This is a genomic window from Actinomadura sp. 21ATH (assembly GCF_041951345.1).
Taxonomy (GTDB): domain Bacteria; phylum Actinomycetota; class Actinomycetes; order Streptosporangiales; family Streptosporangiaceae; genus Spirillospora.
This window is the reverse complement of record NZ_JBGNUR010000001.1, coordinates 1,241,401-1,267,172: the sequence shown is the minus strand read 5'-3', so window position 1 is coordinate 1,267,172 and position 25,772 is coordinate 1,241,401. Positions and strand designations below refer to the sequence as shown.

The 25,772-nt window shown below is 71.0% G+C and carries 29 protein-coding genes and 4 tRNA genes; 26 read left to right on the top strand and 7 right to left on the bottom strand.

Annotation, left to right across the window (positions count from 1 at the left end; all coding sequences use genetic code 11):
• Positions 1-46 precede the first annotated feature (46 nt).
• Positions 47-535 (bottom strand): YajQ family cyclic di-GMP-binding protein, encoded by a 489-nt coding sequence (locus ACA361_RS06105; protein WP_375010766.1) that lies wholly within the window; start codon positions 533-535, stop codon positions 47-49.
• A 187-nt stretch (positions 536-722) separates the two neighbouring features.
• On the opposite strand from ACA361_RS06105, the gene ACA361_RS06100 reads away from it, so the two are divergent.
• Positions 723-804 (top strand) — tRNA-Tyr (locus tag ACA361_RS06100).
• A 396-nt stretch (positions 805-1,200) separates the two neighbouring features.
• Here ACA361_RS06100 and ACA361_RS06095 read toward each other — a convergent pair.
• A complete protein-coding gene (locus ACA361_RS06095) occupies positions 1,201-1,641 on the bottom strand; it encodes a DUF2569 family protein (protein ID WP_375010765.1) in 441 nt (146 codons plus the stop codon).
• 200 nt (positions 1,642-1,841) lie between these two features.
• On the opposite strand from ACA361_RS06095, the gene ACA361_RS06090 reads away from it, so the two are divergent.
• A complete protein-coding gene (locus ACA361_RS06090; protein WP_375010764.1) occupies positions 1,842-2,783 on the top strand; it encodes a hypothetical protein in 942 nt (313 codons plus the stop codon).
• The gene (locus ACA361_RS06085) at positions 2,783-2,905 is read left to right on the top strand and encodes a hypothetical protein (RefSeq protein ID WP_375010763.1); all 123 of its coding nucleotides are present in this window, start codon (positions 2,783-2,785) and stop codon (positions 2,903-2,905) included. Before ACA361_RS06090 ends, ACA361_RS06085 begins: the two co-directional genes overlap by 1 nt.
• Here the strand turns inward: ACA361_RS06085 and ACA361_RS06080 are convergent.
• The gene (locus ACA361_RS06080; RefSeq protein ID WP_375010762.1) at positions 2,902-3,387 is read right to left on the bottom strand and encodes a hypothetical protein; all 486 of its coding nucleotides are present in this window, start codon (positions 3,385-3,387) and stop codon (positions 2,902-2,904) included. The two genes, ACA361_RS06085 and ACA361_RS06080, sit on opposite strands and share 4 nt — an antisense overlap.
• 21 nt (positions 3,388-3,408) lie before the next feature.
• The gene (locus tag ACA361_RS06075) at positions 3,409-4,299 is read right to left on the bottom strand and encodes a hypothetical protein (RefSeq protein WP_375010761.1); all 891 of its coding nucleotides are present in this window, start codon (positions 4,297-4,299) and stop codon (positions 3,409-3,411) included.
• Positions 4,300-4,378: 79 nt separating this feature from the next.
• Here ACA361_RS06075 and ACA361_RS06070 point away from each other — a divergent pair, with 79 nt between their 5' ends.
• Entirely contained in the window at positions 4,379-5,110 is a 732-nt protein-coding gene (locus ACA361_RS06070; protein WP_375010760.1) for a hypothetical protein, read from the top strand.
• A gap of 1 nt (position 5,111) precedes the next feature.
• Here the strand turns inward: ACA361_RS06070 and ACA361_RS06065 are convergent, their stop codons facing one another.
• On the bottom strand, positions 5,112-6,149 hold the full coding sequence (locus ACA361_RS06065; RefSeq protein ID WP_375010759.1) for a hypothetical protein: 1,038 nt from the start codon (positions 6,147-6,149) through the stop codon (positions 5,112-5,114).
• A 69-nt stretch (positions 6,150-6,218) separates the two neighbouring features.
• On the opposite strand from ACA361_RS06065, the gene ACA361_RS06060 reads away from it, so the two are divergent.
• The 8 genes from ACA361_RS06060 to ACA361_RS06025 all read left to right on the top strand — a co-directional run bounded on the left by ACA361_RS06060 (position 6,219) and on the right by ACA361_RS06025 (position 11,459).
• On the top strand, positions 6,219-7,346 hold the full coding sequence (locus ACA361_RS06060; protein WP_375010758.1) for an acyl-CoA dehydrogenase family protein: 1,128 nt from the start codon (positions 6,219-6,221) through the stop codon (positions 7,344-7,346).
• Positions 7,347-7,426: 80 nt separating this feature from the next.
• Positions 7,427-7,499 (top strand) — tRNA-Thr (locus ACA361_RS06055).
• Between the two features lie 342 nt (positions 7,500-7,841).
• A tRNA-Met gene (locus ACA361_RS06050) sits at positions 7,842-7,915 on the top strand.
• Between the two features lie 112 nt (positions 7,916-8,027).
• The gene (gene rpmG / locus ACA361_RS06045; RefSeq protein WP_067812252.1) at positions 8,028-8,192 is read left to right on the top strand and encodes a 50S ribosomal protein L33; all 165 of its coding nucleotides are present in this window, start codon (positions 8,028-8,030) and stop codon (positions 8,190-8,192) included.
• Positions 8,193-8,519: 327 nt separating this feature from the next.
• Positions 8,520-8,957, top strand: coding sequence for a MaoC family dehydratase N-terminal domain-containing protein (locus ACA361_RS06040; protein ID WP_375010757.1), 438 nt, complete (start codon positions 8,520-8,522; stop codon positions 8,955-8,957).
• A complete protein-coding gene (locus ACA361_RS06035; protein WP_375010756.1) occupies positions 8,957-9,382 on the top strand; it encodes a MaoC family dehydratase in 426 nt (141 codons plus the stop codon). Before ACA361_RS06040 ends, ACA361_RS06035 begins: the two co-directional genes overlap by 1 nt.
• Before the next feature lie 94 nt (positions 9,383-9,476).
• Complete coding sequence (locus ACA361_RS06030) at positions 9,477-10,559, top strand: UDP-N-acetylmuramate dehydrogenase (protein WP_375010755.1); 1,083 nt, start codon at positions 9,477-9,479, stop codon at positions 10,557-10,559.
• A gap of 198 nt (positions 10,560-10,757) precedes the next feature.
• Positions 10,758-11,459 (top strand): GntR family transcriptional regulator, encoded by a 702-nt coding sequence (locus ACA361_RS06025; protein ID WP_375010754.1) that lies wholly within the window; start codon positions 10,758-10,760, stop codon positions 11,457-11,459.
• Between the two features lie 12 nt (positions 11,460-11,471).
• On the opposite strand, the gene ACA361_RS06020 is transcribed toward ACA361_RS06025, so the two are convergent.
• Positions 11,472-12,566, bottom strand: a complete 1,095-nt coding sequence (locus tag ACA361_RS06020) for an adenosine deaminase (protein ID WP_375010753.1) — start codon at positions 12,564-12,566, stop codon at positions 11,472-11,474.
• A gap of 243 nt (positions 12,567-12,809) precedes the next feature.
• Between ACA361_RS06020 and ACA361_RS06015 the strand changes: the two genes are divergently transcribed.
• The 3 genes from ACA361_RS06015 to ACA361_RS06005 all read left to right on the top strand — a co-directional run bounded on the left by ACA361_RS06015 (position 12,810) and on the right by ACA361_RS06005 (position 15,179).
• Positions 12,810-13,727, top strand: coding sequence for a hypothetical protein (locus ACA361_RS06015; RefSeq protein ID WP_375010752.1), 918 nt, complete (start codon positions 12,810-12,812; stop codon positions 13,725-13,727).
• A 195-nt stretch (positions 13,728-13,922) separates the two neighbouring features.
• Positions 13,923-14,432, top strand: coding sequence for a SigE family RNA polymerase sigma factor (locus tag ACA361_RS06010; RefSeq protein ID WP_375010751.1), 510 nt, complete (start codon positions 13,923-13,925; stop codon positions 14,430-14,432).
• Positions 14,433-14,435: 3 nt separating this feature from the next.
• Entirely contained in the window at positions 14,436-15,179 is a 744-nt protein-coding gene (locus ACA361_RS06005; RefSeq protein ID WP_375010750.1) for a hypothetical protein, read from the top strand.
• Between the two features lie 161 nt (positions 15,180-15,340).
• Here ACA361_RS06005 and ACA361_RS06000 read toward each other — a convergent pair whose 3' ends face one another.
• Positions 15,341-16,552 (bottom strand): pyridoxal phosphate-dependent aminotransferase, encoded by a 1,212-nt coding sequence (locus ACA361_RS06000; RefSeq protein WP_375010749.1) that lies wholly within the window; start codon positions 16,550-16,552, stop codon positions 15,341-15,343.
• 204 nt (positions 16,553-16,756) lie between these two features.
• On the opposite strand from ACA361_RS06000, the gene ACA361_RS05995 reads away from it, so the two are divergent.
• From ACA361_RS05995 to ACA361_RS05945, 11 genes are all read left to right on the top strand, one after another.
• Positions 16,757-16,829 (top strand) — tRNA-Trp (locus ACA361_RS05995).
• Positions 16,830-16,973: 144 nt separating this feature from the next.
• On the top strand, positions 16,974-17,222 hold the full coding sequence (secE, locus tag ACA361_RS05990) for a preprotein translocase subunit SecE (protein WP_375010911.1): 249 nt from the start codon (positions 16,974-16,976) through the stop codon (positions 17,220-17,222).
• A 125-nt stretch (positions 17,223-17,347) separates the two neighbouring features.
• Complete coding sequence (nusG, locus tag ACA361_RS05985; RefSeq protein ID WP_375010748.1) at positions 17,348-18,223, top strand: transcription termination/antitermination protein NusG; 876 nt, start codon at positions 17,348-17,350, stop codon at positions 18,221-18,223.
• A 195-nt stretch (positions 18,224-18,418) separates the two neighbouring features.
• The gene (gene rplK, locus ACA361_RS05980) at positions 18,419-18,847 is read left to right on the top strand and encodes a 50S ribosomal protein L11 (protein ID WP_375010747.1); all 429 of its coding nucleotides are present in this window, start codon (positions 18,419-18,421) and stop codon (positions 18,845-18,847) included.
• A 79-nt stretch (positions 18,848-18,926) separates the two neighbouring features.
• Positions 18,927-19,643 (top strand): 50S ribosomal protein L1, encoded by a 717-nt coding sequence (rplA, locus tag ACA361_RS05975; RefSeq protein WP_375010746.1) that lies wholly within the window; start codon positions 18,927-18,929, stop codon positions 19,641-19,643.
• A gap of 174 nt (positions 19,644-19,817) precedes the next feature.
• Complete coding sequence (locus ACA361_RS05970; protein WP_375010745.1) at positions 19,818-20,711, top strand: hypothetical protein; 894 nt, start codon at positions 19,818-19,820, stop codon at positions 20,709-20,711.
• Positions 20,712-20,877: 166 nt separating this feature from the next.
• A complete protein-coding gene (locus tag ACA361_RS05965; RefSeq protein ID WP_375010744.1) occupies positions 20,878-21,744 on the top strand; it encodes a hypothetical protein in 867 nt (288 codons plus the stop codon).
• Positions 21,745-21,848: 104 nt separating this feature from the next.
• The gene (locus ACA361_RS05960) at positions 21,849-22,697 is read left to right on the top strand and encodes a hypothetical protein (protein WP_375010743.1); all 849 of its coding nucleotides are present in this window, start codon (positions 21,849-21,851) and stop codon (positions 22,695-22,697) included.
• Positions 22,698-23,056: 359 nt separating this feature from the next.
• Positions 23,057-23,611, top strand: a complete 555-nt coding sequence (gene rplJ / locus ACA361_RS05955) for a 50S ribosomal protein L10 (protein ID WP_375010742.1) — start codon at positions 23,057-23,059, stop codon at positions 23,609-23,611.
• 60 nt (positions 23,612-23,671) lie between these two features.
• Positions 23,672-24,064: a 50S ribosomal protein L7/L12 gene (rplL, locus tag ACA361_RS05950; RefSeq protein WP_375010741.1), complete on the top strand. Its 393-nt coding sequence runs from the start codon at positions 23,672-23,674 to the stop codon at positions 24,062-24,064.
• A gap of 553 nt (positions 24,065-24,617) precedes the next feature.
• Entirely contained in the window at positions 24,618-25,676 is a 1,059-nt protein-coding gene (locus ACA361_RS05945; RefSeq protein WP_375010740.1) for an ABC transporter ATP-binding protein, read from the top strand.
• The last annotated feature ends 96 nt before the right edge of the window (positions 25,677-25,772 follow it).

The following is a 25,772-nucleotide window of genomic DNA, read 5'->3' as shown; positions in this document are numbered from 1 at the left end:
CGCCGGGCTCCCTCAGCGGGGGAGGGAGCCCGGCGCGTTCCCGATGTCACCGGTAGTTGGTGAACTGCAGGGCCACATCGAGGTCCTTGCCCTTCAGCAGCGCGATGATCTCCTGCAGGTCGTCCTTCTTCTTCGAGCTGACCCGCAGCTCCTCACCCTGGATCTGGGCCTTCACACCCTTCGGCCCCTCGTCCCGGATGATCTTGCTGATCTTCTTGGCGTTCTCCTGCGAGATGCCCTCCTTGAGGGTCACCACGATCTTGGAGACCTTGCCGGACACCTTCGGCTCGCTCTCCTCGATCGCCTTGAGCGAGATCCCCCGCTTGACGAGCTTGTCCTTCAGCACGTCCAGCACGGCCTTCGCCCGCTCGTCGGTGTTCGCCTGGATCTCGATGGCCTCACCGGACCACTTGATCCCCGCGTCCACGTTCCGGAAGTCGAACCGGTTCGCGACCTCCTTGGCCGCCTGGTTCAGCGCGTTGTCGACCTCCTGCCGGTCCAGCTTCGACACGACATCAAACGACGAATCCGCCATTGGCACCCACGATCCTCTTCAATCCGCCCGCTGACCGCGGCGGCACGATCCCGATGGCGCACCGGACCCTCATCACCCGTCCCGGGCGCCCCCATCAGCGTAGCGACCCCGCCGCCCCACCCCTGCGATGTCACGACCACTCCCCACGTCCGCTATTCTTTCCAGTGCCGTCGCAGCGCGACGCCAAGGCGGGTTGCCCGAGTGGCCAATGGGAGCGGACTGTAAATCCGTCGGCTTAGCCTACGCAGGTTCGAACCCTGCACCCGCCACACCACGAAGAACCGGCCCCTGACCAGGCAAAACCTTGGTCAGGGGCCGTTCTCGTTCGGTCCGGCCGCAACGACTCTGAGCGGCCTCCCACGGCCGTCTGTGCCGAATACGTGCCGAAGTTCTGAGACTCCTTTGGCCTGCTGGCCGGCGCACGCGTCTCCGCCAGCGGCGAGGCAGCCTCACGCGGGTTGAGCGCCTTCTTACGAGCCTTGTGCCACATGTCGAGGTAGGTCCGGTCGGTCATGATCCCGCCGCGCGGCCCGACGAACAGGCGCCCGTCCGGCCGGATGCTGAACTCCGTGATGTGCCGCCGCAGCAGCTGCGGACCCGACGCCTCAGGCGGGCCGAACGACTCAACAGCACGGACGAGCCGCCACAGGGCACGTGAGCACGCGTCACGCTCGGGTGAAGGTGTTCCGTACTCGCGTTGACGCGACGATGTACCAGATTCCGATTACTCCTGGCGCGGAGTCGACCAACAAGCCGAGGGTGGACTTCATGCCGAGGATGTGCCAGGAGAGCAGGAAGGCGATCGACAGTGCGTTGAAGATTATGTTGTTGGCGATCGCCGACTTTCGTCTTTTGAACATCAGGACATAAAGCATGATGGTGTAAAGAATGAGGAAGGCGTTGCTGGTCACGTACAGCAGCAGCGAAGGCAACGGCACGAACGAGTCCAGGCCCGCCAGTGACGGATCGGCATTGACGATCAGGGCGGCGGCCGTCAGGCCGAGTCCGTGGAGGGCCAGCAGGCCCAGCATGATGACGTAGGCGAGCAGCCAGCCGCGGATGCCCTCCGGCGAGACCGTTTTGCCTCGTGCCGTGACGCCATCCATGACTCGCCCCTAGCGGATTCAACGATGGTTCCTGCCAGTCTGGGGCGGAAGGCATGGCGTTGCAGTGGGCCTAGCCCGTGGGTTGGCAGGGGTGGTAGCCCTACCGCCCTTCGCAGGTGACCGCTGACAACAAGGTGCCTGTGGTGTTGGCGTGGTCTGAGAGGGCTGGCGGGTGGGGCTTGGGGTGGTTAGATGCGCTTGTGAGCGTTAGAGCGTCGTTCGACCCGATTGTTGCGGCGAAGGATCGTGGGCTGCTGGAGGCGCGGCCAGAGCTGCTGCATCCCGCCGCCGGAGTGCGGCCGGTGGGGCCGCTGGGCGGGCGGACGCCCCGGGACGTGCTCTTCAGTCTCTGGAACGCGCCCTTGTGGGCCTTCCTGCCGCTGGCCGTCGCGCCGTTCTACGGGCGCAGGGCGGCGATCGCCGGAGCGGTCGGGCAGGTGGTGGCGGTCGCGGTGCTGCTGCTCGTGCCTGGTGGCGTGTTCGTGCTGGCGGGAGCGGCCGCCGTCGCGTTCGGTGTGCTGATCGGGCGGTGCGGGGAAGGGCGCGCTGGGGCGCTCGCGCGGCGGCTTCACGGGTCCTACGTGGTGCCGGAGGATCTTGACGCTGCCACGGCTCTCCTGCTCGGGCGGGTGCAGAAGGCGATCCGGGTGGTGCTGAACGCCGAGGTCATCCGGGAGGGTTTGCTCGACGATCTGCGGAACGCCGTGATGCTGCCGGCGCAGGAGTGGGAGGTCGCCCAGACGCTGCGGGAGATCAGCCGCCTGTCGGAGGAGCAGCGGGTGGCCCGCCGGGCGGGGCGGAACGCCGAGCTCGCGCAGATGATGGGCTCGCAGGCCAAGGCGCTGGAGCTGGCCACGGCGTCGGTCACGGAGCGGATCGAGGCCGTCGAGCGGTACGCCGAGCAGGTGAAGGCCGCCGATCAGGCGCTGTTGCAGTGGAAGACCCTCCAGCGCCTGGCCGACAGCAACGACGCCTACGGCGAGCTTCTCGCGCGGACCGTCCGGGACGAGCTGGCGATCGCGGAGATCGACGGGCTCACGGACGAGGCGGCGCGGGTCGAGGAGGCGCTGCGGCGGAGTGTGGAGAAGGCGCGGAGGACCGGGCTCACGCTGCTGCCCGGCGGACTGGCGGAGGCGGGCTGATGGAGAGGAACGGGAAGCTGTCGCCGGGTGGCGAGGAGCTGTTCGGCCGGACCCCCATCTGGCTGAACGCCCTCGGCGGGCTGGTCCTGGCCGTGCTGCTCTGCGTGCCGCTGTTCCTTTAGAGTTCGCGGATCGTCGCCCGGAGCGGCTCGCCGGTGATCTTCCACCAGGCCGCGGCGAGGAACAGGGTGCCGAGGGTCGCGAGCGCGATCCGCCAGCCGGGCAGGCGGCCGGGTTCGAGGATCGGGCCGGAGGCGAGCGGGTCGAACATCCGCTGGACGTTGAGCCGGCCCCAGAGCCCCATGTGCGGGGTGACCATGCTGGTGCCGCCGAAGCCGATGCCGGCCTGGGAGAACACTCCGATGGCGACCATTCCGACGGCGATGAAACCAAACGCCGCCTGCCCGATGGCGAAGACGCCCGTGGCGAGCTGGCCGATGGCGACGACCCCGCGCGCCAGCTGGCCGACCGCGATCACCCCGCTGGCGAGCTGGCCGACGGCGATGAATCCCGTGGCCTCCTGCCCGGCGGCGAACACGCCGACGGCTTGGGGGCCGATGGCGACGACCGCCGGGGTGCCGTCCCCAACCGCCACAAGCTGCATGCGGCGAGCATAAGGGATCTTTCACTGGTGATCGCGGCTCCAGAGGCTGATGAGCTCGTCGGTCTCGGCGCTCTGGGCGGCGATGCTCTTCCGCTCGTGGTCGACCTGGATGCCGACGGGGCGGAGGTCGAGGCCGGGGCCGGGGCGGTACCAGTAGACCTGGGGCGTGAGGGCCTTCTCGCCCTTGTCGAAGTGGGTACGGGTGAGGGCCTGCATGGCCTCCATGGCGGCGAAGAGGTGGGTGTCGCCGATCTCGTGGAAGACGACGTACTCGGGGATCGGGAACGACACCAGCGCGCCGTACGGGGCGGGCCCGAGGTGGCGGGGCAGGGCGTGGACGTGGGCGCCGATGTAGCGGTGCGTCTCGCCGATGTGCGTGATCGGGACGTCCCAGATCTCGTCGGTCTTGACGTAGTGCGGCTCCTTCTCGATCGAGGCGCGCACGGCGGCGGCGAAGATCTCGGCTTCGGGCCGGGCGCCGAGCGAGGAGCGGTTCAGCGGCATGATCGAGTCGGGGTAGTCGACGACGACCGTTTCGAGGAGGCCGGGGGCCAGGGGGCGGTTGACCAGGGCCTCGCGCATGCCGGGGGTGGCGTTGAGGTCCTCTTCGGTGTAGATCCGCACGCGGAGGCGCTCTTCGGCGAGGAGCCGGTCGATCTCGGAGTGCTCCTCGACGCGCTGGGCGGCCTGGGCCTTCTCGATGCTCCTGACGAAGCCGCGGACGAAGGCGGCGGCATGCTCGGGGAGTTCCGCGCGGGAGTTGCGGCCGGCGAACGCGCGCCACTCGGCGATGTCCATGGGGCCGGTGGTGCCGCCGGGGAGGGTGACGACGAGCGTCTCCGGTGTCCGCAGCGCGGCCTGGTACCCCCGTTCGGCGAAGGCCCGGACGAGCGCGTCTCCGATGATGTCCATCGTTCTCCTGTCTTGATCGGGATATCGGCTTTGGACTCGCGGCCCCCTGGAGGGGTTCCGCTGCGGTAGACCTTTCTGCGTGCTGGTGACTTGCGCAACCGAGGCGACGCCCGGGCTGGCGAACGAGGATTTCGTGGTGGTCGGGCCGCACTGGGCGGTCGTCCTGGACGGGGCCACGCAGCGGCCCGGGCTCGACTGCGGGTGCGCGCACGGGCCCGGGTGGCTCGTCCGGCGGCTGGGCGGCGAGCTGGCGGCGCGGCTGTCCTGGGACGGGCCGCTGCCCGATGTGCTCGCGGCGGCCATCAAGGCCGTACGGGACATGCATCCCGAGTGCGATCTCGACAATCCGGACAGTCCTTCGACGACCGTGGCGATGGTGCGGTGGGAGGAAGAGGTGGAGTGGCTGGTCCTGGCCGATTCACCGATCCTGCTGGAGTCGGGCGGCGAGGTCCGCGTCATCCGCGACGACCGAGTGGATCGGCTGCCCGGCTACACGGCGGACGCCGTACGGGCGGCGCGTAACAGCGCGGACGGGTTCTGGGTGGCGAGCACCCGGCCCGAGGCCGCGTACGAGGCGCTGGCGGGCAGGGCGTCCGGTGTCGGCCGGGTGGCTCTGCTGAGCGACGGCGCCGCACGCCTGGTGGAACGGTTCGGCCTCATGGACTGGAGCGGCCTGCTCGAACTCCTGGACGGCGCGGGCCCGCGGGAGCTGATCCGGCGCACGCGGGCCGCCGAGGCGGGGGACGGGGACTTCCCGAGGGGGAAGCGGTACGACGACGCCACGGCGGTCCTCGTGCGTCTGGGCCGGTGACTCAGAGGGGGTTGTTGGCGGGGGCGATGTGCGGCCACCAGCCGTTCAGGTCCTCGGGCAGGTGCATGCCGTCGAGGGTGAGGGAGCCGGGGAGCATCGGGTAGCGGCGGCCGGCGGGGAAGTGGCGCTCGTACGAGGGCGGGTCGAGGACGACGACGCGGGTGCCGCTCACGGCGGGGATGTCGGCCGGGACGCCCTCGTTGTAGATCCATTCGCCGTGCGCGTCGACCAGGTTCCAGGGGCTGGTGATGATCGGCCGGCCGGGCGGGGTGTCGGCGGTCAGGAAGCAGTTGATGATCTCGGGGGCGGGCGGGGTGCCGGGCAGGCCGCCGGGACGGCCGAGGAGGGCGCCCGCCAGGAGGGTGTGCAGCTGGAAGTTGTCGCCGATGCCGCCGATCGTCACGGTCCAGCCGTGCCGGGTGCCGCGGTCCAGGACCAGCAGGCGCTCGCCGTCGAGGACGCGCAGGAGCCCGGCCACCCAGCCCATCTGCTCGCAGTGCCCGGCCAGCCGCTGGACGAGCGCCGAGCGCCCCTCCCGGTCGGTGACGCCGGATCGCAGCTCCGCCGACTTCGACAGCATCGTGTTGGCGCTGAGGGCGAACCGCTCCATCGAGAACCACGCCATCATCGCGCCCACCGGGTCCGGCAGGTGCGGGGCGAGGGTGTCGACGATCGCCTGGGACGGCTGGTCGCCGCTCGGGTCGGGCGGGTCGCCGGCGCCCGCCTTCTCCCATGCCTCGGCGAACGCGACGCCCGCCTCCGCCACTTCCAGGAACTTGTTCAGGACGGGCTCGTCCACGGCGAACGTCGTGGCGCCCATCTCCACCCACGAGCCCGCCATGATCGCGAGCCAGCAGCCGAGGTTGGGCGGGGCGGCGGCGATGCCCTCGCCCATCTTCATCATCGCCATGTTGAGCACGACCGGCGGCAGGTCCTGCGACTCCCGCATGACCTGCGGCATCAGCTCGCTGAACGCCTGGTCCTCGGCCGTGGCCGCGCGGACCATCGCGTGGACACGCTGGAGAAAGTTGTCGTTCATGGGTGATCACCCTCGCACAGCGCGGGGCGGCCGGGCACGTTCCTCGAACTTGATTCTAGAATCGCGGCCATGGACTCACAGGACTTCGCCGACGTGCTGGCGGCCGTGCGCGCCTTCGTCCGGGACCGGGTGGTCCCGCGCGAGGAGGAGATCGAGGAGACCGACGCGATCCCGGAGGACATCCGGCAGAACGCCCGGGAGATGGGGCTGTTCGGGTACGCGCTGCCCGAGCAGTACGGCGGGCTCGGACTCACCCTGAGCGAGGAGGTGCGGCTCTGCTTCGAACTCGGGTACGCGAGCCCCGCGTTCCGCTCGATGTTCGGCACCAGCAACGGCATCGCCGGGCAGGTGCTGGTGAACGCGGGCACCCGCGAGCAGCGCGAGCGGTGGCTGCCGCGGCTGGCGTCCGGCGAGGTGATCGGCGCGTTCGCGCTCACCGAGGCCGAGGCCGGGTCCGACCCGAGCACGCTGACCACCGCGGCCCGCCGCGACGGCGACGAGTACGTCATCGACGGCGCCAAGCGGTTCATCACCAACGCCCCCGAGGCCGACGTCTTCATGGTCTTCGCCCGTACGGGCGGGCCCGGTGCGCGCGGCATCTCCACGTTCCTGGTGGAGCAGGGCATGCCGGGCCTCACGGTCGGCCCGGCCGACGCGAAGATGGGGCAGCGCGGCGCGCACACCGCCGAGGTGTTCTTCGACGGCGTGCGCGTCCCCGCGGCCGCGATGGTCGGTGAGGAGGGCACCGGCTTCCGCACCGCCATGGCCTCCCTCTCGCACGGCCGGCTGAGCATCGCCGCCGTCTGCGTCGGCCTCGCGCAGCGCATCCTGGACGAGACCGTCGCGTACGCCCGCGAACGCTCCCAGGGAGGCAGCAGGATCGGCGACCACCAGCTCATCCAGGGACTCATCGCCGACTCCCAGACCGAGCTGTTCGCCGGCCGCTCGATGGTGCTGGAGGCGGCGCGCGCGTACGACGCGGGCGAGGACACCAGGCTCGGCCCGTCCTGCGCCAAGTACTTCTGCTCGGAGATGGTCGGCCGCGTCGCCGACCGGGCCGTCCAGGTGTACGGCGGCATGGGCTACATGCGCGGCGTCGCCGTGGAGCGCTTCTACCGGGACGTCCGGCTCTTCCGCATCTACGAGGGAACGAGCCAGATCCAGCAGCTGGTCATCGCCCGCAACCTGCTGCGCTGACCGGCGCCCGAGGGCAGGGGCTAATCGATTTCGCATGTGGTTCCCGGAGCATGTATGGTTCTACTGCGCGAACGACGCAAGCCCCTTTAGCTCAGTCGGCAGAGCGTCTCCATGGTAAGGAGAAGGTCTACGGTTCGATTCCGTAAAGGGGCTCGGCAGCGCGAAGGCCGTCCGGAGATCATCCGGGCGGCCTTCGACCGTTCCCGGGTGCCGCCGGCGGCGGACCCGGGACGACGCGGCGGGACCCGGGCCGACGCGGCAGCGCGCGGCGGGCGGATTCGCCCCGCTCCGTCGCTTCGTGATAACGTCCACCCGGTCCCAGCGGACGATTCCCAGGTCATCGGCACACCCCGGTATCCTGGGACGCGGTACGCATCGACCGGCACCCGGCGCCGGATCCGGGCAGGATCCGTCCGATCACGACCCGGATCCTCGTGATTCCAGGCTCCGCTGAAGTTCCGGTATCCTTGCAATCCGGTCCACACCGACCATCACGGCGGGGTAGCTCAGTCAGGCAGAGCAAGCGGCTCATAATCGCTGTGTCGCCGGTTCAAGTCCGGCCCTCGCTACTACTCGATCCTCTCGCCCCGACAGGGGCGAGAGGGCTGGGTAACAAACGCCGGCCCACCCTTCGGGGGCGGCCGAGTATGTCCAAGTCCCTAGTCAGAAAGGCACTCCATCGTGGCTGCCACCGACGTACGGCCGAAGATCACGCTGGCCTGCCAGGAGTGCAAGCACCGCAACTACATCACGCGGAAGAACCGGCGCAACGACCCGGACCGCCTGGAGATCAAGAAGTACTGCCCCAACTGCCGCACCCACCGCGCGCACCGCGAAACCCGCTAGTCGGGGTTCAGACGGGAAGTACTGCCCGCTGTGTTGAACGCACGGGGCCGCACCCACCGCGAAACCCGCTAGCCCGCTGGTCCCGCCAGCAGGGTCCAGCCGGACGGATTCCGTTCGTCGCAGTTGGTGATGGCGTGGCACGGCGCATGCCGCCGGCGGCCGCTTCTTCGCTTGCCACTCAGTCAGCCCGCCCACGCGCTACCCGCGAGGGCGGGCTGAACGTCGTTCTGTTACCGTCCGTCCAGACTGGAACGACGAGCTCGGGCGCGGGCGAGCGGGTCCGAGGCCCGGCCCCCTGCCCCGTTCGACCGTGGAGGGACGGACTTCATGCCACTCAACCGTGATTTCATCGGGCGGAGCTTCCCGCCCACCGACCCGTACGAGGTCAGCCGGGTGAAGATCCGGGAGTTCGCGGACGCGATCGGCGACGGCAACCCGATCTACCGCGACGCGGAGGCGGCGAAGGCCGCCGGGCACCCCGACGTGATCGCCCCGCCGACCTTCCCGATCGTGGTCTCGCTCGGCAACGCCGGGCTCGCCGACCCCGAGCTCGGCCTCAACTACGCGATGGTCGTGCACGGCGAGCAGCGCTTCGAGTACACCCGCCCGCTGCGCGCCGGCGACGTGGTCACCTGCACCTCGACGATCACCGAGATCAAGTCGATCGGCAACAACGAGAAGATGGTCGTCGAGACCGACGTCAAGACGGTCGAGGGCGAGCTGATCTGCAAGACGTACAACACGATCGTGGAGCGGGGGGCCTGATGACCGCCAAGGTGAGCTACGCCGACGTCGAGGTCGGCACCGAGATCCCCGCCCAGACGTACCACGTCGACCGGGCGAACCTGGTGATGTACGCGGGCGCCTCCGGCGACTTCAACCCGATCCACTGGCGCGAGTCGTTCGCCAAGAAGGTCGGCCTGCCGGACGTCATCGCGCACGGCATGTTCACGATGGCGCAGGGCGGCCGGTTCGTCACCGACTGGGCGGGCGACCCGGGCGCCGTGGTCGACTACGGGGTACGGTTCTCCTCGCCGGTCGTGGTGCCCGACGAGGGCGGCGCGACCCTGGAGATCAGCGGCAAGGTGGAGGAGAAGCTCGACGACAACAAGGTCGTCGTCGCGCTGACCGCCCGGTCGGGCGAACAGAAGGTCCTCACGCGCGCCAAGGCCGTCGTCCGGCTCGCCTGAGGACGCCAGGGCCCCGATCGCGCGGGCCCGGGACGCGCGCGCCGGCGCCGTCCCGCGCCCGCGCGGTCACGCGCGCACGGGAGGGGAAGACCACGTGGCGGTGTTCGCTGAAGAGGTGAACCTGGCCGGATACACCACGCTGCGGCTGGGCGGCCCGGCCCGGCGGTTCGTGGAGGCGACGACCGAGGCCGAGCTGGTCGGCGCGGTCCGCAAGGCCGACGAGGACGGCGAGCCGGTGCTGGTGCTCGGCGGCGGCAGCAACCTGGTGGTGTCGGACGACGGCTTCCCCGGGACGGTCGTGCGGGTGGCGACCCGCGGCGTCGAGCGCACCGCCGGCGAGGGCGGCCGGACGTTCGTCCGCGTCCAGGCGGGCGAGGAGTGGGAGCCGTTCGTCGCGCGCTGCGTCGAGGACGGCCTCGCGGGCGTGGAGTGCCTGTCGGGCATCCCGGGCCGGGTCGGCGCGACCCCCATCCAGAACGTCGGCGCGTACGGCCAGGACGTCAGCGAGACGATCGTGAAGGTCCGCGCGTACGACCGCGAGGCCCGCAAGACCGTCACGCTCGACCGCGCGGCGTGCGCGTTCACGTACCGCAACAGCGCCTTCAAGGGGAACGACCGCTACGTCGTCCTGGAGGTCACCTACGCGCTCGCCGAGGCCGAGGACTCGCAGCCGATCGCGTACGCGGAGCTGGCCCGCAAGCTGGGCGTCCGGCCGGGCGACCGGGTGCCGCTGAAGGAGGCCCGCGAGGCCGTCCTGGAGCTGCGCCGCGGCAAGGGCATGGTCCTCGACCCGGCCGACCCCGACACGCGCAGCGCCGGATCGTTCTTCACCAACCCGATCCTGGACGCGGCGGGCGTCGCCGAGCTGGAGCGCCGCGTCGCCGGCCGGCTCGGCCCGGACGTGCCGTTCCCCCGGTACGCCGAGAGCCCGGGAGCGGACGGCGAGCCGCGCACCAAGACCTCGGCCGCCTGGCTGATCGACCGGGCCGGGTTCGCCAAGGGGCACGCGCGCGGCCCGGTCCGGATCTCCGGCAAGCACACGCTCGCGCTCACCAACCCCGGCGGCGCCAGCACGGCCGACCTGCTCGCGCTCGCCCGCGAGGTCCGGGACGGCGTGCGCGAGGCGTTCGGCGTCGAGCTGGTGAACGAGCCCGTGTTCGTCGGCGTCCGCCTCTGACCGCACGCCTCCGGCCCCGCCACCTGCGGCTGCCCCGGTGAATGAACTTATGCCGCCGCGGCGGCCCTGACGTGGGATGTTTCCCCCGCCGCGCGCGTTCCGCGGGACCGGTCCGGCGCGCATCATTGGGACGAGGGACCCTTTGCGCACACGGCGTCCGCCGTGGGGGGCCGTGGGAGGGCCCCGGTGGGGCGGACCATGACCGTGGCCATTCCGCGAGAGCAGCGGGGGCTGGGAACGCGGCCTCAGCTGAGCGACGAGGTCGCGTCGCGCATCAGAGAAATGATCATGGATGGGCGGGTGCGGCCGGGGGAGTACCTCCGCCTGGAACGGCTGGCGCTGGAGTTCGGAATCAGTGTCACGCCCGTCCGCGAGGCGTTGCAGTCGCTGCGCAGTGAGGGCTTCGTACACCTGGAGCCGCGCCGCGGCTTCGTGGTCACCCCGCTGTCGCGCCAGGACGTCGGGGACCTCTTCTGGGTGCAGGCGGCCATCGCCGGGGAACTGACGGCCCGCGCGGCCGGCCGCATGACCGCCGACCGGCTGGCCGCGCTCGCCGACACCCAGGCCGGCCTGGAACGCGCGGCCGCCGCCGGCCGGGCCGACCTGGCCGAGGAGCGCAACCACGCCTTCCACCGGTCGATCAACCTGGCCGCCGGGTCGGCCAAGCTCGCCTGGTCGCTGGCCGCGGTCGCCCGGTACGTCCCGCGCGGCCTGTACGGGCGCGTCCCCGACTGGCCGGGGTCCGCCGCCCGCGACCACCGGCTGATCCTCGCCGCGCTGCGCTCCGGCGACCCCGCCGCGGCCGGCGACGAGATGCGCGCCCACATCGTCCGGTCGGGCGAACTGCTGATCGCCTACCTGGAGCACCGCGGCATGTGGGGCGGCCCTCCCGACACCTAGCCCTTCGGGGGGCTACGCGCGCTCCCAGTCGTCCACTCCCGCCAGCAGGCGCCGCCGGACCGCGTCGGGGGCCGCCGAGCCGCGGATCGACTGGCGGGCCAGCTCGGCCAGCTCCGCGTCGCTGAAGGCGTGCTCGGTCCGGGCCAGCTCGTACTGCCGCGCCAGCCGCGACCCGAACAGCAGCGGGTCGTCGGCGCCCAGCGCCATCCGCGCGCCCGCCTCGTACAGCGCGCGCAGCGGCACGTCGGCCGCCGTCGCCGCCACCCCCAGGCTCACGTTCGACGCGGGGCACACCTCCAGCGTCACCTCGCGGTCCACGATCCGGGCCAGCAGCCGCGGATCCTCGACCGCCCGCACGCCGTGCCCGAGCCGGTCGGCCGACAGCGTCTCCAGGCACTCCCGCACGCTCGCCGGCCCCAGCAGCTCGCCGCCGTGCGGTACCGACAGCAGCCCGCCGCGCCGCGCGATCCGGAACGCGCCCTCGAAGTCGTACGCCCGGCCCCGCCGCTCGTCGTTCGACAGCCCGAAGCCCACGACCCCGCGGTCGGCGTACCGCACGGCCAGCCGCGCCAGCGTCTTCGCGTCCAGGGGATGCCGGGTCCGGTTGGCCGCGATCACCACGCCGATCCCCACCCCGGTGGCCTCGCTCGCCTCCCGGACGGTGTCCAGTACCAGCTCGACGGTCGGGGTCAGCCCGCCGAAGCGTGCCGCGTACCCGCTGGGGTCCACCTGGATCTCCAGCCAGCCCGACCCCTCGGCCGCCTCGTCCTCGGCGGTCTCCCGTACGAGCCGGCGCAGGTCGTCGGGGGTGCGCAGGACGGAACGGGCGATGTCGTACAGCCGCTGGAACCGGAACCACCCGCGCTCGTCGGTGGCCCGCAGCCGGGGCGGCCAGTCCTCGACCAGCGCGTCCGGCAGCTGCACCTCGTGCTCGGCCGCCAGCTCCACCAGCGTGGAATGCCGCATCGAGCCGGTGAAGTGCAGATGCAGATGCGCCTTCGGCAGGGCGGCCACATCGCGCGGCCCGCTCCGGCCGGTCAGCTGAGGGCGGACGGAATCGGGACGGTCGTGACGGTCGTGGCGGGGTGCAGCGAGACGGGCCTCCATGACCTAATGCTGCCGGATGGCGACGGAGCGCGGGCGTTCGGCTCACCAGGATCATCAGTCCGGGCCATGAACGATGGCCCGCCGCGGCCATGCGCGCCCCGCCCGCCCGGCCCGGATGTCCCGGCCCACCTGGGCTTACCGCGTCTCCCGAAAAACTTCTGAATCCCGTGCAACCCCGCTCCGTGGTCACGCGTATACGAGGGGCGCAAGAGAGTGTCAGAGGGCAGAAGGGAACACGAGAGAATGATTTCGTTCAAGGCCGCCGTGATCGCCGCCTCCGCCGTCGGAGCCGTCGCCGCCGGCGGCGTCACCTGGGCGTCGGTCGCCCAGCCCGAGGCCGCCCCCGTCTCGGCCGAGGGCCGGCTGCCCGACGCCGCCGCGAAGGTGAAGGAGTCGCTTCCGGCCGTGCCGAAGCCGGACTGCGCGCCGGTCGGGGACCTCGCCGGGAAGGGCGCGGAGGCCGTCCGGAAGGGCGCCGGTGAACTGCCGGACGTCAAGGACCAGCTGCCCTCCAAGAACCTCCCCTCCAAGAACGACGTGCAGGCGCCGGGCGCCGAGGTGCCCGCGAAGCCGGACGCGAGGCTCCCCGAGGGCAAGCTGCCCCAGGGGGAACTGCCCAAGGCCGAGCTGCCCCCCTGCCCCGAGAACGGCGCCGACCGCGCGCGCAAGCCGGGCGCGAAGCTGCCGAAGCTCCAGGAGCCGAAGAAGCCGGAAGTCGAGGTTCCCGCCGTCGCCGCCCCCGACTGTGCCAAGCTGGCCCCGGCCGTCGAGGTCGGCGGGCCGGTGGAGCGGGCGATCATGCTGCCCAAGGGCCTGAAGTACGCCTCCGCCGCCAAGGCGCCCAAGGAGCTGCGGGCGAAGAACATCTGCGCGGTGACGCAGAAGTGGGTCTCCCGCGCGGGCTCCGCCGGCTGGGTCACGGTCGAGCGGATCCAGGCCCCGGCCGGCATGGACGGGCAGCGGCTCCGGCGGGAGCTGAAGCTGCCCGAGGGCGGCAAGACCGCGAACGTGAACGGCGCCGTCGTGTGGCAGGCCCCCGCGGGCCAGAGCGGCGTGCTGGTGGCCGACCCGAACGGCGGCGCGCTGTTCGTGAACGGCAGCCCGGTCTACCAAGGTGGTCTGCGGGATCTGGCCACCAGGATCGCCCAGGCGACCAAGTAAGGGCAGGACAGGGTGCCCCGACCGGCACATCGGGGTACCCGCGCCGCACACCTGCAGGTCCTCAGATCGTCAGATCCGTCAGGTCCTTCAGGTCCTTCGAATGAAGAGCGGCCGCGGCGGGGTGGCCCCTGCGCGGGGGGCCACCCGCCGACCCGGTCGGCCGTACCCGTACCCCTCCCAGCCGGACGGAGCACAGTGGGGCGTCGAGACGAGAAGTCGTTCGCCGAGTTCGTCGCGGCACGCGGCAGCGCGTTGCTGCGGACAGCGTCGTTGCTGTGCGGTGCCCACCAGGACGCGGAGGACGTCCTGCAGAGCGCCCTGGAGAAGGCGTACCGGCATTGGGGGCGGCTGGATCCCGACAGCGATCCCGAGCCGTACGTGCGGCGCATCCTGGTCAATCTGGTGATCAGCAGGTCGCGGCGGTGGAAGGTGCTCAAGGAGATCTACATGGCCAGCCCGCCGGAGCGGCCGGCGTCGTCGGCGACGCACGCGGTGGAGCTGCGCGGCACCCTGATGGAGGAGCTGCGCAGGCTCGGCCCGCGGCAGCGGGCGGTGCTGGTGCTGCGGTTCTGGGAGGACCTCTCGGAGGCCGAGACCGCGCGGGTGCTCGGCTGCTCCGTCGGCACCGTCAAGAGCCAGGCGTCCCGGGGACTCGCCAGACTCCGGGAACGTCTCGACACCAACCTGGCGCCGATGGGGAGCTGAGCGATGGATCTGGAGAGTGAGCTGCGCGAGGCCATGGCGGAACGGGTGGCCGGGTCGGTGGCCCCGCCCTCGCTCGCCGCGGACGTCCGCCGCAGGCACCGCCGCCGGCAGACCCGCGTCCGGGTGACGGTGGGCGTCGCGGCCGCCGCCGTCGCGGTGGCGGTGGTGGCGCCGGGCTACCAGTCGTTCCGGGCCGATCCGGTGGGATCGAACGGGCGGCCGGACGAACCCGGCGGGAAGGCCGTCCCGCCGGCGCCGCCGGGACCGGCCGCGCCGGGGCTGCCCAAGTCGGCCGCGCCGGCGCCGGAAAAGGCGGGAAAGGACGGCAAGCCGTCCGGGACGGATTCGCCCGGCCGGAGCGGCGCGCCCTCCGGGAGCGGTGGCGGGGTGATCAAGCCGCCCGCCTGGGTGACGTTCCTGCCGTCCGGGCTCAGGGCGGAGTCGCCCTGCGCCACGGGCACCGAGGGCGGCGCCAAGACCACCACCTGCCGCTGGCGCGGCCCGTCCGGCTGGGTGGAGATCCGGCTGGTCCGCGGCTCCCGCCTGGGCGGCCCCGAGGACCTGATGCGGTCCCCGGCCGTGCCGCGGCCGTCCTCGGTACGGGGCGAACGCGCGATCACCTCCGACCGGCCCGACTCCGGCCGCCAGATCGCCTGGATGGAACGGCCCGGGCTCGGCGTCGTCGTCGCCGCGGGCGGCGGGACGCGCGACCAGCTGATGCGGATCGCCGAGGGCGTCCGCCCCTGACCCCGGCACTTCACCGCCGCGGACTCAGAACGTTCGATTCAGCCGCTCTCAGGAGCGGGAAACGGGGAACGGCGCCCAGGTGAGGGCGTGCCAAGGGGCGGGCGCCCTCACCTGGGTATCGGGGGACCGTACCCACGCGCCTCAGCGCGTGTCAGGGAGCCTCAGCGCGCCTCGGCGAGCAGCTTGGCGACGCGGGACACGCCCTCGACGAGGTCGTCGTCGCCCAGCGCGTACGACAGCCGGAAGTAGCCCGGCGTACCGAACGCCTCACCCGGCACCAGCGCGACCTCGGCCTCCTCCAGGATCAGCGAGGCCAGCTCCACCGAGGTCTGCGGGCGCTTGCCGCGGATCTCCTTGCCGAGCAGCTCCTTGACCGACGGGTAGACGTAGAACGCGCCCTCCGGCTCGGGGCACACGACGCCCGCGATCTCGTTGAGCATCCGGACCATCGTCTGGCGGCGCCGGTCGAACGCCGTGCGCATCTCGGCGACCGCCGTCAGGTCGCCGGACACCGCCGCCAGCGCCGCGGCCTGCGAGACGTTCGCGACGTTGGACGTGGCGTGCGACTGCATGTTCGCCGCGGCCTTCACCACGTCCTGCGGGCCGATCAGCCAGCCCACCCGCCAGCCGGTCATCGCGTACGTCTTGGCGACGCCGTTCAGCACCAGCGTGCGGTCGGCCAGCTCCGGCACGACGACCGGCATCGAGTGGAACTCGGCGTCCCCGTAGACCAGGTGCTCGTAGATCTCGTCGGTGATCACCCAGAGCCCGTGCTCGTCGGCCCAGCGGCCGATCGCCTCGATCTGGTCGCGGGTGTAGACCGCGCCGGTCGGGTTGGACGGCGACACGAACAGCAGCACCTTGGTGCGCCCGGTGCGCGCCGCCTCCAGCTGCTCCACGCTCACCCGGTAGCCGGTGGTCTCGTCGGCCACCACGTCCACCGGCACCCCGCCGGCCAGCTTGATCGACTCGGGGTAGGTGGTCCAGTACGGCGTCGGGACCAGCACCTCGTCGCCCGGGTCGAGCAGCGCCGCGAACGCCTCGTACACGGCCTGCTTGCCGCCGTTGGTGACGAGCACCTGCGCCGCCGACACCTGGAGGCCGGAGTCGCGGGCGGTCTTGTCGGCGATGGCCTGCTTCAGCTCGGGCAGCCCGCCCGCCGGCGTGTACTTGTGGAACCGCGGTACCGAGCACGCCTCGACGGCGGCCTGGACGATGTAGTCCGGCGTCGGGAAGTCGGGCTCGCCCGCGCCGAAGCCGATGACCGGGCGGCCCGCAGCCTTCAGCGCCTTGGCCTTGGCGTCGACGGCCAGCGTGGCGGATTCGGAGATCGCGGCGATGCGCTCGGAGATGCGAGGTCGGTCGTTGCTCATGGCCCTATCGTTACAGACGCCATGCGGTGAGTTCAGCCGGATACACCCCTGGTGGGAGTGGGCTTTCCGACGCACCGGAGAGGTCTTCGGGGCTTCCGGTTCGACGCGGGGGCGTCCGGCAACGTAGACTCACCCACCTAGTGACGCGACACCGGCATACGGTCATGTCCGCGAAAGGTCGTATCCTGGTCGCGTCACAAGTGAAGGGCAGTGGCTCAATTGGCAGAGCTCCGGTCTCCAAAACCGGCGGTTGGGGGTTCGAGTCCCTCCTGCCCTGCGAGGTGCGGTGCGTGCACCCGTACCGGCTCACGCGTGTCATCGGCGTGGAACACATGGCACGCCGTCATGACAGGCGTCGGCGCGGGACCGCGCGACAACCACTGGGTGGTTGAACACGACCTATGAGGTGAACGGCGGCACAATGGCGACTGAGACGCGCGGCGAGGCCGCGGCCAAGGACGAAGGCAAGGGGAAGCCCGCGCGCAAGCGGACCTCTCCGGCCCTCTTCGTGCGCCAGGTGATCGCCGAACTTCGCAAGGTCATCTGGCCCACCCGGCGCGAGCTCATCATGTACACCACGGTCTCGCTGGTGTTCGTGCTGATCATGATGGGGATCGTCTCGGGTCTCGACTGGGCGTTTCAGCGGGGCGTCTTCTGGGTCTTCGGCTGACGCGCCGTACCCGGCGGCGCCGACCGGCCGCCCGGACGACCTGAACGTTCCCGCGACCCGCTCCACCACGGCGGCGTCCGCCCGCAAGATCTTCATTCGCAGTCCGTACGACAGAAAGAGTCATCGTGTCCGAGCCCTCTCAGCCCAACGACGAGGCCGTCGACGAGGCCGTCTCCGCTGCGGCTGCGGCCGAGCCCGCGGGCGACGCCGGCCAGGCCGGCGCGGAGACCGTCGCCGAGGCCGGGGCCGAAGGCGGCGAGTTCGACGGCGCCGGCGACGGCGACGACACCGTGCCCGGCGACGCGGCGGAGACCGCCGACCTCGCCGAGGCCGTCGAGGGCGAGGACGCCGCGGACGAGACCGCCGGCGACGAGGGCGACGAGGCCGAGGAGGCCGCCGCGCCCCCGGCCGACCCGTACGCGGACTTCAAGATGCAGCTCCGGCTCCAGCCGGGCGACTGGTACGTCGTGCACTCCTACGCGGGGTACGAGAACCGGGTCAAGACCAACATCGAGACCCGGACCCAGACGCTCAACATGGAGGACTACATCTTCCAGATCGAGGTCCCTCAGCACGAGGTCACCGAGATCAAGCAGGGCAAGCGGCAGAAGGTCAACGAGAAGGTCCTGCCGGGCTACATCCTGGTCCGGATGGAGCTCACCGACGAGTCGTGGGCCGCGGTCCGCAACACCCCCGGCGTCACCGGCTTCGTCGGCCTGCTCAACAAGCCGTCCCCGCTGAGCCTGGACGAGGTCGCCAACCTGCTGGCCCCCGAGCCGGAGGAGCAGGTCAAGACCAAGGAGCAGCAGTCCAAGGCCGCGGTCCCGGCGGTGGACTTCGAGGTCGGCGAGTCCGTCACCGTCATGGACGGCCCGTTCGCCACCCTCCCCGCCACCGTCAACGAGATCAACGCCGAGCAGCAGAAGCTGAAGGTCCTGGTCTCGATCTTCGGTCGCGAGACGCCGGTCGAGCTCTCCTTCAACCAGGTCTCGAAGATTTAGCGGGTAGCCTCATTACTGGTCCCCGCTCTGCGGGGGTGGCCCGAAGATGGCCGCAGTCGTGAAGGTTCAGCTTCACACGTCCCCACGTTGTGGGGGTCACAAGGATCCCAACACCTGGTGCTCACGTTCCGGCCGGTGGTGTTGCCCGCGATGCGGGAGTCGGGGTCGTAGCAACGGAACGGAGGGAAGGCGAGCATGCCTCCGAAGAAAAAAGTCGCGGCCGTCGTCAAGGTGCAGCTGCAGGCCGGCCAGGCCACGCCGGCGCCGCCGGTCGGTACCGCGCTCGGTCCGCACGGCGTCAACATCATGGACTTCTGCAAGCAGTACAACGCTGCGACGGAAGCCCAGCGCGGCAACGTCATCCCCGTAGAGATCACCATCTACGAGGACCGGTCGTTCAGCTTCGTCACCAAGACGCCGCCGGCCGCGCAGCTGATCCTCAAGGCCGCCGGGGTCGAGAAGGGCAGCGGCGAGCCGCACAAGACCAAGGTCGGCTCGGTCTCCCGCGACCAGATCCGCGAGATCGCGACCACCAAGATGCCCGACCTCAACGCCAAGGACCTGGACGCCGCCGAGAAGATCGTCGCCGGCACCGCGCGGTCCATGGGCATCGAGGTCAAGTAGTACCGGGTACCACCGGTAGCAGCAGTTCGTGGAAGGGCCTCGCGCGGCCCGTACCACACGTTCCATTGGAGGAACCGGAATGAAGCGCAGCAAGGGTTACCGCAGCGCGGCCGAGCAGATCGACCGCGAGCGGCAGTACAGCCCGGCCGAGGCCATGAAGCTGGCCAAGCAGACCTCGGTCACCAAGTTCGACGCGACGGTCGAGGTCGCCCTGCGGCTGGGCGTCGACCCGCGCAAGGCCGACCAGATGGTCCGCGGCACCGTCAACCTGCCGAACGGCACCGGCAAGACCGCCCGCGTGCTGGTCTTCGCCGGTGGCGCCAAGGCCGACGAGGCCCGCGAGGCCGGCGCCGACCTGGTGGGCTCGGACGACATGATCGAGAAGATCCAGGGCGGCTTCCTGGACTTCGACGCGGTCGTGGCCACGCCGGACCAGATGGGCAAGGTCGGCCGGCTGGGCCGGGTGCTCGGTCCGCGCGGCCTGATGCCGAACCCGAAGACCGGCACCGTGACCATGGACGTGGCCAAGGCCGTCTCCGACATCAAGGGCGGGAAGATCGAGTTCCGGGTCGACCGGCACGCGAACCTGCACTTCATCATCGGCAAGGCGTCCTTCACCGAGCGGCAGCTGGTGGAGAACTACGCGGCCGCGGTCGAGGAGATCCAGCGGCTCAAGCCGTCGGCCGCCAAGGGCCGGTACGTGAAGAAGGCCGTGGTGACCACCTCGATGGGGCCGAGCATCCCGGTCGACCCCAACGCGGTCCGCAACCTCACCGCGGAGCTCGACGAGGGCTGATCCAGGCCGTACGCGCGTAAGGCGTAAAGGAGGGGCGTCCCGCCACGGGGCGCCCCTTCGCGCGTTTCCGGACGGCCGGATGAGGCCAGCCGCCGCGGGCGACCGGCCACGGTGCAGGTGGGGCGAATGGTGTTAAATCACCAATAATCGACTCCCGCTCTGCATGGAGGACCGGTGCGCCTCGGAACGGACCGCCCGCTCGTGATCGCGACCGCCGTCACGGTGGTCCCGCTGGCGGCGCTGGTGGTGGTCAAGGCGAGCCTCGGGTCCTCCCCCGAGGAGGACCCGGTCCGTCCGCCGGCGAACGTGGCGGCGCAGCAGCAGGCCCGGCCCGGTGCCGGCGCGCCGGACGCGACGCCCGCCGGGACGACCTCCCCGGTCCCCGGCGGCGGGAAGAACGGAACGGCCGCGGCGGGCGGCAATGGTGGCGGCGGCGCCGCGAGCGCGGGCGGCCAGAAGGGCGGCGGCGGCTCGGCGAAGCTTCCCGGCCTGCCGCCGGGAACGCCGCGGCTGAAGTCGTTCGTGCGGGTGACGGAGGTGCGGCTGTCCGGCGCGGCGAACGGCGACTACCAGCGGCAGCGCGAGACGGCGACGTTCACGATGTCGCCCGCGTACTCGCTGAACGCGACGGGCGTCCGGGAGACGATGCAGGGCGGCGTGCTCAGCTCGCTCACCCAGAAGGTGATCATCGAGGGCACCAGGCTGTCGGGGTACGACGGCAAGGCGTGGTCGCACTCGACGCTGACGGCCGCCCAGATCGGCAAGATGCGGGACGAGTCGGATCCGCGGCTGCTGACCGCCGTCCTGCGCGGCCTGCCGGGGCTGAAGGTGACCGGCCCGGACGCGTCCGGCACGACGCGCTTCCAGGGGACGACGGTCCTCGACCACCTGTACGCGCTGCTCCCGCAGCAGGCCGCGGCGGAGGCGCGCAAGGTGCTGCCCGGCGGCACCGCCGTGGCGCTGGACCTGCGGGCCGACCGGAACGGCCGGCCGTCCTGGATCGGGCTGGACGGCTCGGGGCCGGGGACGCGGTTCACCGGCTCGATGACGTTCCACTCGTACCGCTGAGCAGCGCGTACCGCTCAGCCGGTTTGCTGGCGTTCTGAACGGGCTTGTCCGGGTACCCCCGAAGTCGTACGGGAATCCACCTCATTCGTACCAGCGGGGGATGTGGCCCGCCCGCGGCCGCACGAGACTGGGGTCACCAGCAGGCGACAAGGGAGGCACATTCCTCATGAAGCGTCGATTCGTCGTGGCCGCCGGCGGCACCGCGATGGGCACCGCCCTCGTCCTGGCCGGGTGCGGCGGCACCGGGGCGGAGACCTCGACCGGGAACATGAAGCTGACCGCCGCCGAAGCGCTGGTCAAGACGTCGCAGAAGACCGGGCGGGCGGACACGTTCAAGGCCGACCTGACCGTGACCGACACCGGTGACGGCGCGAACCGGGTCAGGGCCAGCGGCCAGTTCCGGCTGCGTCCCGAGCTGACGTTCAGCGCGCAGCTGGACGAGATGTCCCGCAACGGGCAGGCGGTGCCGGGCGCCCAGGGCCAGGCGATCTACACCGGGAACGTGCTGTACGCGAAGGTCCCGATGCTCGCCCGGTTCGTCGGCGAGGGCAAGCCGTGGCTGAAGGTGAACGTCGACCAGGCCGGCCGGCAGTTCGGCTTCGACGCCGGTGCCCTGGTCCAGCAGGTCCAGAAGATCAACCCGGCCGAGCAGACGAGGATGTTCACCGGCTCCAAGGACGTGCGCCGCGTCGGCACCGAGAAGGTCGACGGCGTGGACACCACGCACTACACCGGGACCGTGACCGTTCAGGACGCGCTGGGCCGGCTCGACGCGCAGGCCCGCGAGAAGGTGCGCGCGTGGTTCCCGCAGGGCGCCGCGAACGAGAAGATCACGTTCGATCTGTGGACCGGGGCCGACCAGCTGCCGCGCAAGCTCGTCTCCAAGGGCACCCCCGCCAAGGGCGAGAGCGGGACGGTGACCGTCCTCTACCGCGACTACGGCAAGCCGATCAGCGTGAACCCGCCGCCCGCGGACCAGGTCGGCGAGCTGTCCCTCAGCGGCCTCCTGGGCGGTCACAAGCCGCGCAACTGAATCAGGACACATCGGTAGATGTAAACCTGAACGGTCGTTCGCGCGTCAGAGATAGCGTCCGGCGAACGCGTTCCGGGCGTTGTTGACGACAGGAGAACACCCCGATGTTGCGTCGCCTCCTCACGGGCACGGCCGTGACCACGAGCCTCGCGCTCGCTCTCACCGGCTGCTTCGGCGAGACCAAGGAGAGGGCGGGCGAGGCCCGTGAGGCCATCAAGCAGACGGCGGCACAGGTCCTCGGCAAGGCCGCGCAGAAGAGCGGCCAGATCAACTCGTTCACGATGGGGATGAGCATCGCCGGGACGGCCGAGGGCCAGACCACACAGATGAACGCCAGGATCCAGATGCGGCTGCGGCCCGATGTCGCGATGGGCATGAACTTCGACTCCATGAACGTCGGGGGCCAGACGATCCCCGCGTACGAGATGCGCCTGATCGGCGACGCGATGTACATGAAGATGCCGGGGCTGGAGGAGGCCGCCGGCGGCAAGCCCTGGGGGCGCGTCGCGCTCTCGGAGCTGAGCCAGGAGGCGACCGGCGGCGTCAACATGCAGCAGGCCATGGAGCAGGCCAGGCGGCAGAGCCCGGCCGAGCAGACCAAGATGTTCACCGCCTCCAAGAACGCCCGCGAGGTCGGCATGGAGACCGTCGAGGGCGTCCGGACCCGGCACTACACCGGGACGGTGAGCGTGGAGGAGGCGCTGGCCCAGCTGGACGCCGAGAGCCAGCAGGCCATGCGGCAGTCGTACCAGCAGCTGGGGGTCAGCGAGATCCCGTTCGACGTGTGGGTCGGCGACGACGACCTGCCGCGGAAGATCTCGGTCAAGCTGGCGGCCGGCGCGAACGAGATGACCACGACCGCGACGTACGGCAACTACAACGCGCCCGTCGACGTGGTGGCCCCGCCGACGGCGGAGACCGGCGACCTCAACCTCCCGGGCCTGCGGAACTGATCCCTCCCGGACGGCACGACCGCACGACCGCATGACGGCGCGGCCCGCGGGCGCCCCACCGGCGCCGGCGGGCCGTTCCCGTTCAGGGGGCCGTGCGCCGCCGCCCATGCGCGCCGATTTGGTAAGTGGCGCCGCGGGCGCTTACCCTGTTGGTTGCCGAAGACCGCCGGTCGCCGCCCTCATGGGCGGCCGAAGGACCCGAAGAGATTCGGGCGGCCCGCGTAGGTGAGACGAGAGCTTCGTACGACCTCCGCTTTCGAGCGTCGTGCCACGCCCCGTGCGCCTGCGCCGGGGCGTTCCTGTTTTTCTGGAGCTTTTCGCCCCGGCGGCTTCCCACCCAGGTAATCGGAAGGAGGCCCATGGCAAAGGCCGAAAAGGCTGCGGCGATCGCCGAGCTCAAGAACGACTTCGAGAGCTCGAACGGCGCCGTGCTGACCGAGTACCGCGGGCTCACGGTGGCGCAGCTCAAGGAGCTGCGCACCAACCTCGGCGAGAACGCCAGGTTCGCCGTGGTGAAGAACACGCTGACCAAGCGCGCCGCCGACGAGGCCGGTGTCGACGAGCAGTTCCGTGCGCTGCTCGAAGGCCCGTCCGCCATCGCCTTCGTGAAGGGCGACGTCGTCGAGGCCGCCAAGGGGCTGCGTGACTTCGCCAAGGCGAACCCGCTGCTTGTGATCAAGGGCGGCTACATCGACGGTCAGTCGATGGACGCCGCCGAGGTCGGCAAGCTGGCGGACCTCGAGTCGCGCGAGGTGCTCCTGGCCAAGCTGGCGGGTGCGATGAAGGGCTCGATGGCCAACGCGGCCGCCCTGTTCAACGCGCTCCCGACCCAGGCCGCCCAGCTCGCCGAGGCGCTGCGCGCCAAGCGCGAGGCCGAGGGCGGCGAGACGGCCGAGGCACCCGCCGCCGAGTAGCGGCAGGGACCCGCGGTTCCACACCACCCCAGACACACAGCCATAGCGGAGGAACACATCATGGCGAAGCTCAGCACCGACGACCTGCTCGACGCCTTCAAGGAGATGACCCTTCTCGAGCTCTCCGAGTTCGTGAAGCAGTTCGAGGAGGTCTTCGACGTCAAGGCCGCCGCGCCGGTCGCGGCCGTGGCCGCCCCGGCCGCCCAGGGTGGCGGCGGCGGTGGCGACGAGGCCGCCGCGCAGGACGAGTTCGACGTCATCCTCGAGGGTGCCGGCGACAAGAAGATCCAGGTCATCAAGGAGGTGCGCGCCCTGACGAGCCTCGGCCTCAAGGAGGCCAAGGACCTGGTCGACGGCGCGCCGAAGCCGCTGCTGGAGAAGGTCAACAAGGAGACCGCCGACAAGGCCAAGGAGGCCCTGGAGAAGGCCGGCGCCTCGGTGACCGTCAAGTAAGGCCCGCAGCACCCTCGCGAGGCACCGCCCGGAGCCGGTCCGCCGGCTCCGCGGCCCCGCGTGCGAAGCGGCCGTCCCATTCGGTGGGGCGGCCGCTTTCGCGTTCCCGGACGGTTCCGGCGGGCGGCCCCGCGCCCGTTCCGCGGGGCCGGTGCCGATTTGTCCGGGGGTGATAAACCAGGTCCGTAAACCGGGTACGGAGGCGAGTTGTGTGGGGCGGCGGAGCCCGCGTAGCGTCCCTCAAGGCATCGCGCCCCAGTGGTCCGTCCCGTAGCGTCCGTCCACCTCAGCCCCGGGTTCGGGGCCCGGGTGTCACCGGCAGTAGCCTCACCGGCGACGTAAGTAACGATTGTCTTACAGCGCCACTTTTTTACTGCTGATCCGCACCCCGCCCCCTTCCATTTTCGTAAGGGGCCGCTACGGTAGTGGCACCCGCCACAGCTACCGGACGGTAGCAACGGGTTGGACACGAGGCGTGATGGCGCGACAGCAGCCTGAGTGTGCTACTCGCTCATTGGTTCCGGAACCCCCCGGCCTGGACGAAAGGTGACGAGTGGGCGTCGAGATCAGGGTCGAAGGGCTGACCAAGTCCTTCGGCCGCCAGACCATCTGGCAGGACGTATCGCTAACGCTTCCCGCAGGAGAGATCAGCGTTCTCCTCGGGCCCTCCGGCACGGGCAAGTCGGTCTTCCTGAAGTCTCTGGTCGGCCTGCTCAAGCCCGACAACGGCCACATCTGGATCGGTGACCGGGACCTGCCGTACCTGCCCGAGTCGCAGCTGTACGACACCCGGAAGCTGTTCGGCGTGCTCTTCCAGGACGGCGCCCTGTTCGGGTCGATGAACCTCTACGACAACATCGCCTTCCCGCTGCGCGAGCACACCAAGAAGGGCGAGTCCGAGGTCCGGCGCATCGTCATGGAGAAGATGGAGATGGTCGGTCTCCTCGGCGCCGAGAAGAAGCTGCCCGGCGAGATCTCCGGCGGGATGAAGAAGCGCGCCGGGCTGGCCCGCGCACTCGTCCTCGACCCCGAGATCCTGCTGGTGGACGAGCCGGACTCCGGCCTCGACCCGGTCCGCACCGCCTACCTCAACCAGCTGATCGTCGACCTGAACTCGCAGATCGGCGCCACGTTCCTGATCGTCACCCACGACATCAACACCGCCCGCACCGTCCCCGACAACATCGGCCTGCTGTTCCGCCGCGAGCTGGTGATGTTCGGGCCGCGCGAGATGCTGCTGTCCAGCGAGGAGCCGGTCGTCCGGCAGTTCCTCAACGCCCGCAAGGTCGGCCCGATCGGCATGTCGGAGGAGAAGGACGTCTCCGAGCTGGAGGCCGAGGCCAAGATGGGCCACGACCCGGGCAAGCTGCCCCCGATCCCGCCGCAGCTGATGCCGTCCGACGGCCGCATCCGGCCGACCCAGCACGCCCCCGGCTCCTGGTGCGCCGCGCACGGCGTCGTCCCGCCGCCCGGCTCGTTCATCGACGACCTGGGCCGCAACTGGGTCGAGGAGTGGCCGCGGTACGTGGCCGCGATGGGCCCGGTGGCCGGCGCGGCCGGTCCGGGCGTCTACAAGGGCGGCGGACACCCCGGGGCGGGTGCGACGGCCTGATGTCCACTCCTGGTATCGGCGCGGACCAGCGAGGAGGCAAGGGGGGCGGTGCCCCCGCCACGTTCCGCAAGATCTCCGACGGCGCGGCCAACGTCG